We start from the raw sequence: 17,709 nt of genomic DNA, 5'->3' as shown, positions 1-17,709 counted from the left end.
CGCTTGTGTCCAGGGTGCTCACTGCTCGCACCAGCCCCGCTGCGAGTACAGGTGCCCGGCAAGGATCCCGTCGATCGCCTGGCGGGTGTAGGGCACGACCTTGGATGGCAAATCCTTCGGGTTCCACCACCGCCACTCCACGCAGCGGTCGGGCTCCAGGACGACCGGGGTGCCGGACCACGTGCGGGCCCGGAAGACGAGGCCGATGCGCGGGCGAGCGACTGGTGAGTCCACGAGGTGGACGAGGTGCGCGAGCTCGACGTCGCCGGGCCCGATGATCAGCCCGGCTTCCTCCTTGGCCTCTCTGATCATGCAGCTGATCGCCTCCTCCCTCTCACAGTGCCCGGCGAGGAAGTGCCACGTGTCGCCCGCGTACGCCGAGTCGGGGTGGCGCAGGCCGAGCAGGATCCGGCCGTGCTCGTCCTGGAGGTAGAGGTGGACACCGACGATGTGGAGCTCGGTGCCCTCCGGTGCCTCGTCGCGCAGCAGAGGGCTGTTGTCCGGCGGCGGGCTGTCGGCCGGGGGATGCTCGGCCGCATGCCGACGGATCAGGTCACCGAGACCGGGGCTCAGGCACAGCCGGTCGAGCATGTCGATGGTGAACCACCGCAGTAGGACGCCCTCTTGCAGGTCCACCGTGTCGGGATCTCCCTGCCAGCGGCCCGAGTACACCTTGATAGGCACCGCCAGGCCCTCGACACTCGTCGCCTCCTCCACGGCGTACGGCTCCAGGCCTGCGGGCTCCAGACCGGGGGCCTCTTCAGCGAGTTCCCTGCGCAGGGTCGCCTCCAGGCAGGGATCGTCCATCGTGCGGCCGCCGCCGAGGAGGGCGAACACCCCCGCCGCCCAGATGCCCTCACGCTGATCCCGCAGGTGAAGCAGATAGCGTCCGTGACCGTCGTGGACCAGGACGCTGGCGTTGACGGGCTCCGGCCGCCCGTCGAGGCCCTTCGCCTCGGCGGCCAGGAGCTTGGCCCGCAGCGTCGGGGACCTGACGTCGGCGAACGGGAGCCATTGGGCACCGGAGACCTCTTCGTCCTGGAGCGCGAGGGGCGGCGGCTGTTCGGCCGTGAGGTAGAACGCGAAGCGGAAGTCGAAGTGCTGGTGCGCGGGTTCGCCCTTGGCCGGGTTGGCGTCGATGTCATGGACGTCGATGTCGATCGGCGCACCGAGGAACTGCGGGGTCAGGCACAGGTCCCCGGGGCGGATCCCGGCTTCCTCGCACACTTCCCGCAGGGCCGCCCCCAGGAGGGTCCGATCGTCCTCGACGTGGCCGCCCGGAGCGAGCAGCAGTTTCGTGACGTTGTGGCCGATGTGCAGCACGCGTCGATCACGGTCGATGACGACCGCACTGCAGGTGACGTGGCCGGGCAGCGTCACACGGCTTGTCGGCTCATCAACGCCGTCCAGGACGGACAGCAGCCCGGCCAGGGTCTCCCCCTCCTCCGGGTGCCGGCCCAGGTACGCCTCGCTGGTTGCACGGATGTGGGAGTGGGTGGGTGGCACGTCATCACCTCGGGAGAGCGTGGAGTGGGCAAAGAAGTCCAGGGCAGCGGGCGCACCCACGTCGGCTGGAGCATCCGAGGCGGCGCTGGGGCGGCTCATGTGTGGGTCCCGTGCTTCTCGCCATCCGGCTCGGAGGTGACCTGGTAGGACAGCAACTGCTGGAATAGTCCTGGCTGTTGGGCAAGCTGTGGGTAGGTCCCTTCCTGGACGATCTCGCCTTCGTCGAGGACAACGATCCGGTCGGCCACGGCGACGTTGGTGATCCGGTGGGTCACCAGCAGCACCACCCGGTCCCGGGCCAGGCCCCGCAGGCGCTGGAAAATCCGGTACTCGGCGCGGGGATCGAGGTTCGCGGTCGGCTCGTCAAGGACCAGCAGCCCAGCCTCACGGAAGAACGCTCTGGCGAGGGCGACCCGCTGCCACTGGCCGCCACTGAGCTCCTCCCCGTTGAGCCACTCACGGGCCAGCAGCGTGTCCAGTCCGGCCCCCAGCTTGTCGACCACCTCGTCGGCGCCGGCGGCCTCGCACGCCTTCCGCACAGCCGCGTCGCCGCGCGCCGTGGGCTGCCCCAGGGTCACGTTCTCGCGCACCGTCAGCGGCCAGTGCGCGTAGTCCTGCGGCACCAGGGCGACCTGTTGCCACAGCGCCTGCGGGTCGGCGTCACCGATATCGGTGCCGTCCCACAGCACCTGCCCGTCCGTGGGCAGGTAGAGGCCGCTGACCAGCTTCGACAGGGTCGACTTCCCCGAGCCGTTGAAGCCGACCAGGGCCGTGACCTCACCCCGGCGCAAGGTCAGCGACACGTCGGTCAGCGCGTTCCGGTCCTTGCCCGCGTAGCGGTGGGTGACCGACTTGATCTCGATCGTCTTCGGCGGCTCGGGACGACGCGCCCCCCGACGCATGCGGAACCCGCCCGCCCTGTCCAGGAATCCGCTCCAGTCGTCCATGTAGAGCCCCGTGCGCACGGCCCGCGCTCCGACCGCAACCAGCCCCCGGACCGACTGCCCCACCGTCTGCAGAGCGAAGACAGCCGTCCCCGCGTGACCGACGCTGATGCGACCGCCCGCCAGCAGCCACACGACCGCCGCCCACACCACCGCTGAACCCAGACCTCCGGACAGAGCGCCGACGAAGGACATGCGGGCGCCCTTGTCGGCGGCGGCCCGGTCCTCACGGTTGATCCGGGCGACCGTCTGCCGGTACCGGTCGGAGAGGAAGGCGGCCATGGTGCCGGCACGGATCTGGTCGGCAGCCTCCTTCGTATAAATGTGCCAGCGCAGCACGGACAACATCCGCTGGTCGCCGTTGCTGCGCAGGTTCGCCAGGTAACGCACCCGGGCCGCGCTGACCTGGGCCAGAGCCTGCGGCAGGCTGGCGGCCACCAAGAGAGGCAGGAGCACCCAGTGCACGCCGGCCAGCACGACCGCCCCGGCGAGGAAGCTGGCGCTCGAGGCGATCAGATCCTGACCTTCGTCGATCAGGTCCCCGGTGACCTGGGCACCGCGGTCGGCGGCCTCGCGGTCCCGGTTGAAGTCGGGTTCGTCGTAGGCGCACAGCTCCACCTCAGCGCAGCCGGTGAGCAGCATCTGCTCGGCCTCGCGCGACATCAGCGGGCCCAGCCGGGAGGACAGCCAGCTGACCGTGATGCCCAGGAGCGCGCGCACACCGGCGGCCCCGGCGAGCAGGGCCACGGACGGCCATGCCTCAAGGAGCCGGTCGTAGACGTCCCCACCGGTCAGCAGAGCGGTCAGGGTCCCGCTGATGGCGACCAGGCCCAGGGCCTGCATCACGCCGGCGGCGGCCTGGCACAGCAGGAGGCCGATGGTCGCCCGCCGGTCGACCCGCCAGGCGAGAGTCAGGGACCGGCGCACCAACTGAGGGAGGCGCCGGGCCATGTCGCGCATCCGGATCGAGCGGCCGGCCGCCTCACGGCTGCCGGTCAGGTCCACATACTGCATCTGTGACTCGGTGGCGGGCCTCTCCGAGGCGGCGCCCGGCTCGGCTTCAAGCGGGGCGGTCTCCGGCACATTCCGGGGCGCGGCAGGCGGCGTCACGGATGGGGGCGCCAGGGGGGTGGTGCGCGGCCCCGGGACATTGTCGGGGGATGCATCGGTGGGCTCGCTCATGCTGCCCACCCCGTATCCGGCAGCGCTGAGCGGCGAGCCACAGCGTCAACCTTCTGCGTGTCAAGGGCGGGAAGGGCCGCAGCGGGCCGCAGCTGTTCGAATCCAAGAGGCCGATGCGCGCGAGGGCGTACGGGATTCATGGCGTCCTCCAACTAGGCACGTGAGGGGTACTGGTGCTCTAATAACGCCTCCCGCAAGCGGTCCGTAACGGGCTCTCGAGGGCAGATCGTGGATGGATGTTCCCTTCGCTGATGGGGCCCGCCCCACCTGCGGCCTCATACGGGAGGTCGGCACTCGAACGCGTCATGTCACCCGTTCGTGGTCTTGTCTCGCGCCGTGGCCTGCATGGCTCTGTCGGGTCACGGTGCGGCGCCCACGCCAGGGCTTCGTTCCAGGCGTCGATCCCCTCCAGGGCGAGGAGCCGGGCTACGGCGCTATTGAGGTACTCGTGCTCGATGAGGTACGGGCCAGCGGTACCCGCGTGGCTGGGGAAGAGCTCGTTCAGGCGGCGGGCGACGGCTTCTGTCTGGGGCATGGAACCGCTCCTGGACGGCCCCTCACCCGTGGCCCGTGGATCGGTTGTGAGAGATTCGACGGTAGCGGCAAGGTGAGGATGGCATCGGTGATTCGGCCGGCCGCGCTCGAAGGGGCGTCGCTGGTGTCCACCGCGAGCACCCGGATGCCCATAGCGGTCAGATGATCGGTGGCTTCTCTGCCGCCACCTGCCTGGATTCGTTTGTCCGCTGTGAGTGGTTCGTCGGTGGCGAGGCCGAAGTGCATCTGCTGCGGTGCCCCGACGGGCCACCGCGGCGGCACATGCCCGGAAGCCTGCTGCACGGCAAGGACCGGCGGGCCGTCGACGACCCGGACCGGTGCCGTCGGCTCTACCCTGAGCCCGCCGGCCGCTGACCCCGCACGCGACGCCGGTGACGCCCCCGCTGCGGAGGGGGCTGTCCGGCCCGGCGGGCCGCACGGGCACCGAAGTCCCCGTGCCACCGCGCGGGACGGACGGGCCCACCCGACGGCCACTCGATGACCGGGGGCATCCATGCCCACTTCACCGGCCCCGGCGTCGCGCCGGAGGTCACGCTCGGAAGACGGCACGAACTCCCGATACACGCGGCGCACACCACCGGCCTCACCCGGCTCTTCCGGAACGGCCCTGGCACTATCGGCGCCAGCATGCGACGGGACCGGGCTTGCCCGCCCGCTGTGGGAGCCGGCGGCCGGGCAAGCCTGAGCGGCTGGGGCTCGCGAGGGAGGCACCCGGTGGAGACCTTCGAGGGGGGGGAGAGAGACAGTGGTGCGGCGCGACGTGCACCGCTCCGGGCAGGTGTGGAGCGAGCAGGCGTTACGTGTGATCACCGATACCGGCGATGCGTTGGTGACCGCCTGCCCGCCCGGCTCTCAGGCGCTGTGGCCGGCCCTGTACGCCAAGGCCCGCGTCGACGGCGACCGGTCGGTGCGCACCGAGGCGTTCGACGCGATGGCGACGGGGCAGTGGGAGCTCGCCCCCGGCGTGTGGCCCGTTCGACTCGACGTGCGACGTGGAACCTTAAAGAACAAGCCGAGCTCGTCATTTCACGCCGTCCTCGGCTGAGGCCCGTCTTCTTCTAGAGTGCTGCCCATGGACATGGGAGCGGCACTGATCGCGATAGTTGGGGTTGCAGGAACCCTTGGGGGCGCGTTGCTCACACAGCGCGGTGCCGACCGGACCAAGCAGCGCGAGCTGGAACTGAGCCGCGCTATCCAGGAGGCGCGCGAGGATCGCGAGCTGCGCCGCAGAAGCTATACCGACCTGCACCGAGATGCTCGGCAGTTCGCTTCAGCCCTCAGTCGGCACCTCTACGTCATGCGGGATCGTGCGGTCGCAGTCGACGACGTGCGGACGCTGGAGGAAGCCAAGGACGCTCAGCGAAATGGCTGGTCCGAGGCCATCATGATTGCCCCTGGCACAGTGCTCGCGGCGGCCCAGGAGGTAAATGGGGCATTGACCCGTGTCTATGGGCAGGTGAAGCGTCAGGAGCAGGGGAACCCGCGGCTGGGCGAGACTCTGCAGACGGCCGCGGAAGCTCAGCAGGCACTCTGGCCGCTGATCCACACCATGGGAGACGCCATGCGTCACGACCTCGGGGTGCCCGGCGAGATCAGAGCTACGTTGCGAGTCTCAGAGACACGTCAAGGGGTGTTGCAAGACGACATGCCCAGTGCCGTCGAGACAGGCATCGGCCGAAGGCCTCAGGCGTAGCTGTTCGGGATCGCCCAAGACCGAACACTTGGCCGTGATGCCGCTCGCCTCGGTCTCGCTGGGGATCATCCCGTTCACCGCGCAGCGCACCGTGTGGCCCCTGGAAGCGTTCTACCTCCACGACGACACCCAGGCCGTGGTAGAGACGCTGACAGCGGAGATCAAAGCGACCCAGCCGCGCGAACTGGCTGACTATGCCCGCGCGTTCAACGGTCTGGCATCCATGGCCGTCCACGGCGATGCCGCCCGCGCCCTCATCCATGCCGCGCTCGACGCCCTGGAGTGAAGACCCCGCAATTTTGTTGAAGCCCGAGCCGCTGCCTTCGTAGCGTCAGGGAACCGACGCCGCTTCGATCCAGATACCCGAGCGCGAGAGGACACCCCTCATGGATATCGAAACCGCCCGCACCCGCATAGCCGACATCCGGGCCACAGGTGGCGAGGCCTCCGCCCGTGAGTTGGATCAGCTCTGGGCCGCGCTGGAGACAGTGCGTCCCGAAGAGATCCTCGGCCCGTGGAAGGGCAGCAGCTTCGTCACGGGGCATCCGGTGGAAGGGATGCTGTCGCAGGCGGACTGGTACGGCAAGACCTTCCACTCGCCGGCCCATGCCGAGCCTCTGATCTGCCGCGACGCCGACGGAGCGCTGTTCTCCAACGTCGAACGGGGGAAGGGCGAGGCCAGCCTGTGGATGGTCGAATTCCGCGGGGAGCTGACCGCCACCATGATCTACGACGGCCAGCCCATCCTGGACCACTTCAAGCGCATCGACACCTCCACGCTCCTGGGCGTCATGAACGGCAAGAACGTACTCGACCAGGACGGGCACCACTTCTACTTCCTCCTTGAACGGCCCTGACCGACACCCCAGTTGACCACCGGAGGGGCCAGCCCTGGCCCCTCACCAACCGCCGCGAGCCGCGGCCAAGGAAGCACATGCGCATACAGGCATCAATGGTCGAGCACCCTGGCGGCCCCTTCACCATCCACGAACTCGACCTCGATACACCCCGCCGGGACGAGATTCTGGTGAAGGTCACCGCCGCGGGCGTGTGCCACACCGACCTGAGCATGAGGCAGGTCTGGCCAGAGCCGCGCCTGCCCATGGTCTTCGGGCACGAGGCGGCTGGAGTCGTCGAAGCAGTGGGCGAGTCGGTGACCACGGTGACCCCCGGCGACACGGTCTGCCTCACCTTCCGCAGCTGCGGACACTGCAGCCATTGCACACAGGGCGTCCCGGCCTACTGCGAGGACAGCAGCGTTCTCAACGGCGCGGGCACCCGGCCCGATGGCAGCACACCGCTCCGAAACCGCAGTGGGAAGCCGGTCTACGGCAGCTTCTTCGGACAGTCCTCCTTCGCATCCCACTGCATCGCCTATGAGAGCAACACCGTCAAGATCCCCGCCGACCTGCCGCCTGCCGTAGCCGCCCCCCTCGGGTGCAGCGTGCAGACCGGCGTCGGCACCGTCGTTAACGTCCTACGGCCCGCGAAGGGCGAAACCCTGGTCGTCTTCGGGGCCGGCAGCGTGGGCCTGAGCGCCGTGATGGGCGCCGTCGCCACAGGCTGCACCGTGGTCGCCGTCGACCCCATCGCCTCACGGCGGGCTTTGGCCCTGGAGTTGGGTGCAGCAACCGCCATCGACCCTGCCCGAGGCGACGTGGCGGCGGCCGCGCGCGATGCCACCGGCAGCGCCCCGGGGTACGCCATCGACACCACCGGCCAGTCGTCCGTGATCTCCCAGGCCATCAGCACCCTGCGCCGACGGGGCGAACTGATCCTGGTAGGCATCGGCACCGCCGAGTTCCCCACCACGTCAGTGATGGTCCAGGGGCTCCGCATACGCGGTGTGATCGAGGGGGACGCCGCTCCCCACCAGACCATCCCGTATCTGATCGATCTCTACCGTCAGGGCCGACTCCCGCTGGAGAAGCTGATCACCGAATATGCCTTCACCGAAATCGAGTCCGCCACCCAGGACGCCGCATCGGGACGAGCCATTAAGCCCGTTCTCATCGTCGGATAGGGGCAACGGCGCCGCTGATGGTGCGGCGCAGTCGTTGGTGTGCAGATTGGTACACGAACGACTGTGCCCTGGCCGGACGGCCGGGGCACAGCGCTACGGTGACCGTCATGCCTCAGGTGCGGCGCGGCTATCGGACGCCACGACTCTCACCTCCGAGAGCGGGGGCTGCGTCGCCGGGGCTGAACTGTACGTATGCCTCCACGGGACGGGGCTTTGGCGCCAACTGACCCTTCTTTAAGCCGAAAGAACTCGGCCCGAGCCGAACAGCGGGCCGGGTTCGGCCTTCTGGGTCTCAGCGCGGCCGGGACACGGGCGGCCTGGGCGGGCTGCGGGCGAAGCCGGGGCGCAGTGTTGCGCCCAGGCTGGGGGAGGGGCACCGTGCGGTGGGCAGTTCCCGCGGAGCCGGTGCTGACCGGTTCTGGGCCCTGTCGAACAACAAAATCGATGCCTATTGGCTGCCTAATCTGCCGCCAATATACGCCTAGCGTGGCGTAGGTTGGGGGTATGGGTGATGAGCAAATCGACTCGATAGATGAGGGCCTCCGTACGTCGGCCCGGCCCGTCGGGTCGACGCGCCCGCAGTTTCTGGCCGGTGGCAGTCTTGCCCGCTCTTCCCGACGAGCGAAAAGATCGACGCGATTCGTCGACGTGGTCAGCGAGGTCACCGAGGAACTCGGCGACAAGACCACTTCTGGGCCCGTGGAAGCCGTACGCAAGGAGTTGCCGCCCGTGCTCTCCGAGGTGCCAGAGCAGGCTAGCGACGATTGCGCGTGCCATCCGCCGCACGCTCGGCCATGGCGGAAGCGATGACGGCCACGCAACGTTCGAAGAAGATTCGAACGCTTGCGTGCGAATTCGCACGCCGCGGCGGCCGGTCAGGGTCCGGTGAGGATGTCGTGGGTGCCGATGGCGCGCCAGATGACGTGTGGGGTGCCGGGACAGCGTTCGGGTCCGTTGGCGTTATGGGACAGCCCGTAGCCCGCCCGTTGCTCGGCCTCCCGACGACGGCAGGTCGGGTACCGCCCCGAGAGGCGCGAATTTCAAATCCGGCTAGCCTGGAAGCGAGGCCCAACAGCAGTACGTCCTTCAACTTTTGGACAAGGTCGTTCCCCTTGCGAAGCTGAGCGGAGCGAGCCCGACTGTTGGCGAATGCACAACTGCCCTGGCGGGACCGGTCTTGGGTAGACCGTGAGTCAGGGGGAACCTCCGGGGCGAATCCGTACGTGCATCATGGGCCAGATCGTCAGGAGGGCCGAAACAATGGCAACAGTAATGACAACAATTGACCCGCACGCGTTCGTCGACTGGACGTCCCGTGAAAGCGACAGAATGGCCATCGGGACGCTGCTCGGCCGAACGGTGAAGGTCACGGGGAAGTCCGCAAACAGCGTTGGTGAAGTGAACATCAATGGGGAGCACACCGACTTCCGCTGGCCGGTCTTTACTCCCTCGTTGTCCACATCAGACTCGGTAGGGCTCATTAGCAAGACCGCCGATACCGAGTTCACGATCGAACTCGGTGCCGAGGTGCGGGAAGTCGTCCTTCATCTGGGATCCTTCGCCTCAATCCTGACGTTTTTTGAGCCGGGTACGACTGTCACCGAGGTCAGCGGCGACGAGCACTTCGAGGTTCTCTCGCCCAACGTGGTTCAGGGTCGGGAGAACACCGCGGGCCGGCCCACTGACTCCAACGGCACCGTACGCGTCACCAAGTCCGATTCCTTCAGCGCGCTAAAGTTCAAACTGAGGAAGAACTACGCCGCCGACGGGCCGGACGACGGCATATACCTCCAGATCGGCAGGATAGTAAAGTTCGCCGACTGGACGTCCCGTGAAAGCAACAAAAAGGCCATCGGGACGCTGCTCGGCCGAACGGTGAAGGTCACGGGGAAGTCCGCAAACAGCGTTGGTGAAGTGAACATCAATGGGGAGCACACCGACTTCCGCTGGCCGGTCTTTACTCCCTCGTTGTCCACATCAGACTCGGTAGGGCTCATTAGCAAGACCGCCGATACCGAGTTCACGATCGAACTCGGTGCCGAGGTACGGGAGGTCTTCCTTCATTTGGGATCCTTCGCCTCAATCCTGACGTTTTTTGAGCCGGGTACGACTGTCACTGAGGTCAGCGGCGACGAGCACTTTGAGGTCCGCCAGCTCAACGTGGTTCAGGGTCGGGAGAACACCGAGGGTCGGCCCACTGACTCCAACGGCACCGTACGCGTCACCAAGTCCGATTCCTTCAGCGCGCTAAAGTTCAAACTGAGGAAGAACTACGCCGCCGAGCTTCCGGACGACGGCGTATACCTCCAGATCGGCCGTTAGTACTCCAGCGCACCCCCACCCGGGCCAACCTCGCGCGCCTGGACGCCGCCTACTGGGACCTGCGCCGCAACGTCGTCGCCGATCTCAAGCGCCGGCTGAACAACCGCGGCCGCGGGACCCGCATCGAGATCGACCCGGTCGACCAGTCCCAGGTCGACCGCCGCCACCAACGCGACCTTCAGACCCGCAACATCAACGTCCGCGGCGTGTGGGATCGCGCCGTCGACGCCTGGATCGCCGGCGACCGCGAGGAGCTGGACGCGATCTGGGACGAGATCATCCAGGCCCTCGGCACCGACTGGGACGGCTACACCCACGTCTCCTCCATCGGCTGGGCCGCCTGACACCCCACCCGCACAGGCGCAGGGTCCGGAGCCACTCCAATCGACTCCGGACCCCTCGCCATCACCGGAACGGCCGCGGACCTGTGCTCCGCCGCTGGGAGCCACAGCACCGCACCGTCCCCGGCGACGACGCCGCCCTGGCGCCCACCGGCTGAACCCGAGGGGCCAGCCCTCTCGTCGGCGTCGGCATCCCGCGCAGCGGGCGAGGCTGCCGACCCGGTCCGGGGTGCTGTGGGTCGCTCAGCTCTGCTCGTCCACCGCCCGGGACAGCGGTTCGGGGTCCTCGGGAAGGGCCAGTTCGTGGCGGCAGGCGAAGCGCACGGTCCGGTCCAGCGGGCGCAGGACCGCCTCACCGGAACTGCCGCACCTGGGGCAGGCCATGGTGTTGCCGTGCAGGTAGGCATGGTGGAAGTCGCTCCACTCGGCCTGGGTCAGCGTGTTGCCGTGGCCATCTCTTCCTCCTCTTACGCCGGTACTTCGGCGTGCAGGATGTTGGCGAATTTCACCATGCCGACTGATTTGGAGGCTTTCACCAGGACGCGAGCCGAACCACCGACCCCGGTACCCCGCAGACCTGGCCTACCTCATCGGCCGGAGCCACACCAAGAAAGCCGAGCAATCAATCATCGGCTTCCTGCCGGGGCGCCCTCTACCCACTTGCGCTCGATTCTGACAAGCTTGGGAGTCATGGGGAACAGCGACGGAGAATCAACAACTCGGCGCCATAATCTAGATGATCTATGTGCGCGAATCACGATCATCCCTGGCACGCGTGACACCCGGACTGGCGACGTTGAGACGATTATACCGCCCTGCCATTAACCCCACCCTGATTGATGCATCACGCCGAATCTTCTCTCCGAAATGCCGCGAGGGAAATCATGCCTCCAAAATTCACACGGAGTTTCATTCGGGAGGTCTTAGGTGCATGTCGATCACCAAAAAATAAATCACCCGAACCTAACGAGGAGAATTCTTCCTCATTAACTCCTTCTCGCAGGCGCGTGATCAATGCGCTGGAGTCACGGGAACGGGCTCGGAGCTGGCGGCAGGAACGGTAGCGATCCTGGACCCAAGGGGCCCTGCGGCAGCATCGGCGCTCGTTCGCCAGCGTGCCTGATGTCGCGCAGCTTAGGTGAGGATGTGACTACCCGTATAGCCCTCCTGGCCTACGGCGGTTCACACGGAGCCCACAAGAGACGGCCCCTCTCCCTGGCTGGCGCTACCCGACACGGACTCGTGTGACCCACCGAGAGTAACCGGAGGCCTGAGTGAGCCTGACCTTCCACTGGTTCCTGCCTACCTACGGTGACAGTCGCCATATCGTCGGCGGCGGTCATGACCTGCCCGCCGGGGCCACGGCTGAGGAGCAGCGGCCTGCGACCATCGGCTACCTCACCCAAGTTGCCAGTGCAGCTGAGCAGTTGGGCTTCGAGGGGGCGCTTACTCCGACCGGCGCCTGGTGTGAGGACGCGTGGCTGACCACTGCCATGCTCGCGCGTGAAACGGAACGTCTCAAGTTTCTGGTCGCATTCCGGCCGGGATTCATCTCCCCGACGCTTGCCGCGCAGATGGCCGCTACTTTTCAGCGTCATTCCGGGGGGCGGCTGCTCCTCAATGTGGTCACCGGTGGTGAGAGTCACGAGCAGCGCTCTTATGGCGATTTCCTTGACAAGGACGCCCGCTATGTCAGGAACAGTGAGTTCCTGGGGATCGTCAGGCGGCTCTGGAAGGGCGAGACCGTCGACTTCACGGGGTCGCACCTGCGAGTCGAGGGTGCCAGGCTCGGGCGGCTGCCCGAGCCGGCTCCGACCGTCTACTTCGGAGGGTCCTCGCCGGCGGCTATCCAGGTTGCCGCGCGTCACAGCGACGTCTACCTGACCTTTGGGGAACCTCCTGCCCAAGTGGCCGAGAAGCTGTCCCGCGTCCGTGCCCTAGCCCGAGGGAATCGTAACCCTGTGCGTTTTGGCATCCGACTCCACGTGATTACCCGGGACACCACCGAGCAGGCGTGGGCCGAGGCCCGGCGACTGCTCGACGGTTTCACCCCAGAGGGGATCCGCTCGGTTCAGGAGGGTCTGGCCCTCAGTGAATCGGAAGGCCAGCGCCGCATGCTCGCGCTGCATGGCGGCCGCGCGGATGCCCTGGAGGTCGCGCCCAATCTGTGGGCCGGTGTCGGCCTGGTCCGAGGCGGCGCGGGCACCGCCCTGGTAGGGGACCATCAGGAGGTGGCCGCCCGGATCGTGGAGTACCACCGCCTTGGCATCGACGAGTTCGTGCTCTCGGGCCACCCTCATCTCGAGGAGGCGTACTGGTTCGGCGAAGGCGTCCTCCCGCTGCTCGCCAACATGGGTCTGTGGATCCACCCGTCTCGTGTCACGCCTGAGCACACGACCAGCATTGCACTCGACTCCGGCTACTGACGCTTGCGCCGCGGCACCACCGCCCTGGCCGAGGCCTGTGTTCAGCTGCTGGCGGAGCGCTGGTGGGGCCTTCTCAGGAATCACTCCCCCTGAGAAGGCCTCAACGGTGTACCTGAGATCGCTCCACCGATTGTGGGGACGCCCTCGTCCGGCCGACGGTGGGGCTGTTCGCAAGCACGGTGGTGCTCGAAACTCTGGGACCTACTCGTGCGCCCCGATGCGTCGGTTCGGTCCGGAATCATGGGCCGCGAGGAGATCCAGGACGCTGTTGGCACCGGCGCAATGCCGCACAAGCCGTTCGAGGCCGAGGCCGAACCCGGCTGTCTGGATTCCGGAACGCTCCTTCCAGGCGGCGTACACCGGGTTGGGGTCGCCACCCAGCAGCCGGGACTGTTCGGTGATCTCCTTCTCGTCCCGCGGCCGCAGTCCCCCAGTGGCGAGTTCGCCGTATCCTGCGGGCAGCATGAGGTCGTAGGTCTCCTGGAGCCCGTCCTCGCCTCTCTGGTAGAGCGAGTCACGCACACCGAGCGGGTAGCGGTGGATCCAGAACGGTGAGGTGAAGTGGTCGGTGAGAATCCGCTCTTCGTCGCGGGTCAGATCCGTGTTCTGCGGCTCGTCCGGTTTGCGGCCAGCAAGGGTGAGCGCGTCCGCGAAGGAAACCCGGGGATAGGGCCCGCTTCGCAGTCCCTTCAGCCGAGTGGAGGCCGTGCCCGCCTCGTCCGGGAGAATCGGCTCCAGATGGCGGGCGAAGCTGCCGAGGATGCTCTCGGTGACGGTGAGGACCTCGTCCGCGTCTGCGGCCCGCCACTCGACGACCAGCTGGAAGAAAGTGTAGAGGTGCTTTCCCGACGTCTCCTCGCCGTCCATGAGGAGTCGCAGGCACGGGGTCAGGCAGTAGACCCGGTCGGCGTGCTCGAGAGCCATCTGCTTTTCCACTGAGTGGCTCACGGGTAAGTGGTACGCCCATTTCCCGTCCACCGAGACCCGGCCGTCCTCCACCGTCACTTTCGGCCTTGCCCTGTCCCCCAGGACCGCCACTGAGTGTCGCGCACCTGGCTCATCCTCGGAGGAAAGTATGGCCGGAAGTATTTCAAGAAAGTCATGTTCAAGAAGGCTGCGGCGCAACGACTGGAGTACCCGACCGGTCCACTGATATGACTGCGCGGATGACAGACTCACTACGCTCCTATGGGGTGAGGAAATCGCTGCACCGAAGCCTGTCTTCACGTCAGCAGGCGAAGATGTTGCTTCGAATCTGACCTGCCTGCGATTTTCTCCGAAGAACTCCATTCGCAGTCGATTCTCATTCGTCAGCAGCTTCGGGCATGCGATTGCAGCATGAAATACTTCGTGATCCTAGCCCATTTTCACCATCAATAAACGCCGTCCGATGCGCTAGTGCGAGTGGACCGGAAAGTGGCTCAAATCGTCCCCTTGAACAGTCGTCAAGGATCGACGGTAAACTGATCCAGCCAAGCCTGCTCCGGCTTCGTGGAGTTCTTGCCATCATGAGACGGGCAAATGCCCGGTACGCAACTCTTGCCCACCTTCAAGGCGTACCTGATTCAGCCAGATGCCGAAATTCTGTCTCACTCCAGCCCTGTGGGTCGCCAGCCTGGCCCATGGGCCGTCATCACATTGATACGGTGACCTATTCAGCTGAGGACCCACGTGGCTAAGGCAAGGGTGTGCTCATGGCCGAAATACGAACGGACGGGTTGGGATTCTTCGATCTCGCCGGCAAGGTGGCCGTGGTCACCGGTGGAAGCAGCGGCATCGGGGCCGCCTGCGCGCGGCGCCTCGCCGAAGCCGGGGCCAGAGTAGTCGTCGGCTACAACGCGGGCAGCAGCCGAGCACAAGAACTCATCTCCACCCTGCCCGGTACAGGACACAGCTCAGCACACATTCCCCTCGATGACTCCGCAGCCATCCGCAGCGCCGCCGAGGAAACCGCCCGCCGCCATCGTTCGGTGGACGTGCTCGTCAACTCGGCCGGCGTCACCGAGAAGGTCGCACACTCCGACCTCGAAGCGCTCACGGACGAGGCCTTCGACCGGATACTGACGCTGAACGTGCGCGGCACCTTCTCAGTGATCCGCGCGTTCACGCCGCTGCTTCGCGCGTCCGGCGACGCTGCCATCGCCAACATCTCCTCGATATCGGCCTTCACCGGGCTGGGTAGCAGCATCGCGTACTGCGCCGCCAAGGCCGGCCTGGAGGTCATGACCGCATCCCTGGCCCGCGTGCTCGGCCCGCACATACGCATCTTCAGCCTCTCCCCGGCGGCCGTCGACACGAACTTCGTCCCCGGCCGAGATCCAGCCACCGTCCGGGCACAGGCCCAGTCCGCGCCGCTCCCGGTGGTCGCCAGCCCAGACGACGTTGCCTGCTCATTGATCGGTGCCGTCACATCCCTGCGGCTCATCACCGGCAGCACCATCATCGTTGACGGCGGTCAACACCTGTGATACCGCATTGCTACGATCCGAGTGGATCGTCTGTCAACGACCTCGTAGTGGTGCTCCACGTCAGGGGCATGCAGCCAGGCTGCAGGCGTCGAGGAAGCTCTTCGCGTCAGCCGGAAATGCAGCACGCGGTCCAGAGACGTTCTGCGCGCCGGGGCCGGCGCCACGCCTTCCTCCGTGCAACGGCGCCTTCGCATTCAGCGCATGGTGCGCGGGAGCTCCCATGATCACTGGTCCGTTCAGCTGGCCAACCTGCTCGCCGGTGCTGCGGGAAGCGTGGCCAAGAGCGGCACCGGCAACCCCATGAGCGCCGTCAGAATGGCGACGGTGAGCAGGCTCCTGGTCTTTGTCGGGCAGTCGGTCATCGCATGACAACAGGTTCATGGACCTTCGTGATCACGACTGTCGTAAACAGGAGAGCAGCGAAACGGGTATGCCGGACTATTTGCCTGCAAGGGTGAGCCCGTACACCGAGGCGATCCCTTGGCGCGACACCGCACGCGTGCTGCGCCCGCGCCGACGAGAAGAGAACTGGTCCGACCCTGGAAAATGCGACTGTCCGACGGCGGCGGAGCCGGTGTCGGGCAGTACGGCCTCCGTGACGAGGCCGCCTCTCAGGAGCGGGGGCGCCAGTGCGCACGGGCGTCCCGAACAGGTCGGTCAGCCGGCGCGGCCTGACAGAACTTCGTCCACATCGCTTCCGACCCATCGAAGGATCCAGAGGACACTCGTGAGCATCCGTACGACGCATCGCGCTCTGCTGAGCCGTCTGCTGCCCGACGACAAACTGGACGACCTGGCCGTACGTCAGGGGCAATTCCACATCGTGGTCATTGGCTCAGACCGCGTCGTGTGCCTGCCTCGCACCCGGGCAGCGGCCGCCCGGTTGCCCCAGCGTGCGGCCGCACTACACGCACTCGCTGGCCTCGACCTCGGCTTCCGCACACCTGAGCCGCTGCTCCAGGGCGGCGCCCACGGCACCGACGAGGCGCCGTTCCTGGTACTCAGCCGTATTCCCGGGGAACCGCTGGAGACCGACGCCCTCAACAATGCCCAAGTGGTCGACACCGTGGCGGCGCAGTACGCCACGCTGCTGTCCGGTCTGGCCCATGCCGGCACCGAAGAGACGGTACGAGCAGTTCTACCTCAGGCCCCAGAAGGCCAGTGGGGACGGTTCGCGGAGAACGTGCGCGCAGAGCTGTTCCAGCTCATGTCCGACAGCGGACGCCTACGGGCCGAGCGGGAACTCACAGCACTCGACAGCCTTCCCCACCTCACCCGAGCAGTGGTGCATGGTGACCTCGGTGCCGAAAACGTCCTATGGGAGTGGACGCATGGCCTGCCACACCTCTCCGGAGTACTCGACTGGGACGACGTCACACTCAGCGACCCGGCCGAGGACCTCGCAGCCATCGGAGCCAGCTACTGCCCTGAGTTCCTGGAGCGAGTGCTCGCCCTGGGCAGCTGGTCAAACCACGGACTCCTTACCCGCCTCGCCACGATCCGCGGCACATTCGCACTGCAACAAGCCCTCTACGCAATCCGAGACGGCGACGAAGACGAACTCGCAGACGGCCTGGCCGACTACCGCTGAGGCACACCGGCACATCCGCTGCATCGAGCTTCACAGCAACAGCAACCCGGCGAACCTATGCGGTCACAGCACTAGACATGCCCGACCTGCCCTCGCCCGAAGAGGTCGAAGCCGCCCGCACGCCCGCCGGCGGCGCCCGCGTTCGCCGAGCTGCAGTCCGCGCGGGATGCCGAGGGCAGGGCTGTTCGGGGTGAGCCGGGGCCGTGTGTCCGCTGCGGCGGTGTGCCCCGTTCAAGGCCACCGACGGCCGTTCCCTGCACGTCGGTGCGATGTGCGAGCCCCCCGGCCCCGCTGCTGAGGCCCCGGCGCCCGGCACCGGCGCACTCCCTGCGGCGGCCGCCCCGGCCCTTGCTGGCCCGGCCTCGGTCACCCAGACCTCGGCTCCCACCCCGGCCTCGCCTACCCCGGCTCTGGTGCCGTCGCGTCCGCAGCGTCGTGCGAAGTCGGCGACTCGTGCCCAGGCGGAGACCACTGCCCCCTGCGGGGCCCGGGGCGCCCAGGCCCCGTCAAGTACGCCCGACTGAGAGGAGAACGGGGCGACCACCCGCCACAGCAGAACCCCAGCCCACCTCGCCGGAGGTGCTGCGCTGCGCCGGGCTGGCACCACCAGCCGGCGCGACGGTACGGCGACCGGCGTGGGCTGATGCAGGGGCCGGGA

The 17,709-nt window shown here is 67.1% G+C and carries 13 protein-coding genes and 2 pseudogenes; 11 read left to right on the top strand and 4 right to left on the bottom strand.

The window, feature by feature from the left end; translation table 11 throughout:
• Nucleotides 1-18: 18 nt before the first annotated feature.
• Together ACFYYR_RS25105 and ACFYYR_RS25100 are read right to left on the bottom strand one after the other, a co-directional pair.
• On the bottom strand, nucleotides 19-1,506 hold the full coding sequence (locus tag ACFYYR_RS25105; RefSeq protein ID WP_388857710.1) for an NUDIX domain-containing protein: 1,488 nt from the start codon (nucleotides 1,504-1,506) through the stop codon (nucleotides 19-21).
• 95 nt (nucleotides 1,507-1,601) lie between these two features.
• Entirely contained in the window at nucleotides 1,602-3,464 is a 1,863-nt protein-coding gene (locus ACFYYR_RS25100; RefSeq protein WP_388857707.1) for an ABC transporter ATP-binding protein, read from the bottom strand.
• A gap of 1,468 nt (nucleotides 3,465-4,932) precedes the next feature.
• On the opposite strand from ACFYYR_RS25100, the gene ACFYYR_RS25095 reads away from it, so the two are divergent.
• From ACFYYR_RS25095 to ACFYYR_RS25065, 7 genes and pseudogenes are all read left to right on the top strand, one after another.
• Complete coding sequence (locus tag ACFYYR_RS25095) at nucleotides 4,933-5,232, top strand: hypothetical protein (protein ID WP_388857705.1); 300 nt, start codon at nucleotides 4,933-4,935, stop codon at nucleotides 5,230-5,232.
• Nucleotides 5,233-5,259: 27 nt separating this feature from the next.
• Nucleotides 5,260-5,880 (top strand): hypothetical protein, encoded by a 621-nt coding sequence (locus ACFYYR_RS25090; RefSeq protein ID WP_388857702.1) that lies wholly within the window; start codon nucleotides 5,260-5,262, stop codon nucleotides 5,878-5,880.
• 28 nt (nucleotides 5,881-5,908) lie between these two features.
• Nucleotides 5,909-6,166 (top strand): annotated as a pseudogene (locus tag ACFYYR_RS25085) (Scr1 family TA system antitoxin-like transcriptional regulator); the annotation flags it as partial.
• A gap of 100 nt (nucleotides 6,167-6,266) precedes the next feature.
• Complete coding sequence (locus ACFYYR_RS25080; RefSeq protein WP_388857699.1) at nucleotides 6,267-6,737, top strand: DUF4334 domain-containing protein; 471 nt, start codon at nucleotides 6,267-6,269, stop codon at nucleotides 6,735-6,737.
• A gap of 95 nt (nucleotides 6,738-6,832) precedes the next feature.
• A complete protein-coding gene (locus ACFYYR_RS25075; protein WP_388857696.1) occupies nucleotides 6,833-7,903 on the top strand; it encodes an NAD(P)-dependent alcohol dehydrogenase in 1,071 nt (356 codons plus the stop codon).
• A gap of 1,230 nt (nucleotides 7,904-9,133) precedes the next feature.
• Nucleotides 9,134-10,225 carry a hypothetical protein gene (locus ACFYYR_RS25070; RefSeq protein WP_388857693.1) on the top strand — a complete coding sequence of 364 codons (1,092 nt, stop codon included), beginning with the start codon at nucleotides 9,134-9,136 and terminating at the stop codon, nucleotides 10,223-10,225.
• Nucleotides 10,226-10,230: 5 nt separating this feature from the next.
• Nucleotides 10,231-10,569: pseudogene (locus tag ACFYYR_RS25065) on the top strand (transcriptional regulator); the annotation flags it as partial.
• Between the two features lie 240 nt (nucleotides 10,570-10,809).
• Here the strand turns inward: ACFYYR_RS25065 and ACFYYR_RS25060 are convergent.
• Nucleotides 10,810-10,950 carry a hypothetical protein gene (locus ACFYYR_RS25060; protein WP_388857690.1) on the bottom strand — a complete coding sequence of 47 codons (141 nt, stop codon included), beginning with the start codon at nucleotides 10,948-10,950 and terminating at the stop codon, nucleotides 10,810-10,812.
• Between the two features lie 890 nt (nucleotides 10,951-11,840).
• Here ACFYYR_RS25060 and ACFYYR_RS25055 point away from each other — a divergent pair.
• Nucleotides 11,841-12,992, top strand: a complete 1,152-nt coding sequence (locus ACFYYR_RS25055) for an LLM class flavin-dependent oxidoreductase (protein ID WP_388857687.1) — start codon at nucleotides 11,841-11,843, stop codon at nucleotides 12,990-12,992.
• Nucleotides 12,993-13,193: 201 nt separating this feature from the next.
• Here the strand turns inward: ACFYYR_RS25055 and ACFYYR_RS25050 are convergent, their stop codons facing one another.
• Nucleotides 13,194-14,282 (bottom strand): amino acid--tRNA ligase-related protein, encoded by a 1,089-nt coding sequence (locus ACFYYR_RS25050; protein ID WP_388857684.1) that lies wholly within the window; start codon nucleotides 14,280-14,282, stop codon nucleotides 13,194-13,196.
• 404 nt (nucleotides 14,283-14,686) lie between these two features.
• On the opposite strand from ACFYYR_RS25050, the gene ACFYYR_RS25045 reads away from it, so the two are divergent.
• The 3 genes from ACFYYR_RS25045 to vph all read left to right on the top strand — a co-directional run bounded on the left by ACFYYR_RS25045 (nucleotide 14,687) and on the right by vph (nucleotide 17,051).
• Complete coding sequence (locus ACFYYR_RS25045) at nucleotides 14,687-15,460, top strand: SDR family NAD(P)-dependent oxidoreductase (protein WP_388857681.1); 774 nt, start codon at nucleotides 14,687-14,689, stop codon at nucleotides 15,458-15,460.
• Nucleotides 15,461-15,661: 201 nt separating this feature from the next.
• On the top strand, nucleotides 15,662-15,829 hold the full coding sequence (locus ACFYYR_RS25040; protein WP_388857678.1) for a hypothetical protein: 168 nt from the start codon (nucleotides 15,662-15,664) through the stop codon (nucleotides 15,827-15,829).
• A 358-nt stretch (nucleotides 15,830-16,187) separates the two neighbouring features.
• Nucleotides 16,188-17,051, top strand: a complete 864-nt coding sequence (vph, locus tag ACFYYR_RS25035) for a viomycin phosphotransferase (protein WP_388857675.1) — start codon at nucleotides 16,188-16,190, stop codon at nucleotides 17,049-17,051.
• Nucleotides 17,052-17,709: the final 658 nt, after the last annotated feature.

Source organism: Streptomyces sp. NPDC001922 (assembly GCF_042891165.1).
Classification (GTDB): domain Bacteria; phylum Actinomycetota; class Actinomycetes; order Streptomycetales; family Streptomycetaceae; genus Streptomyces.
Note: the sequence above shows the minus strand (reverse complement) of the source record. Positions and strands in the feature narration are given on the sequence as shown.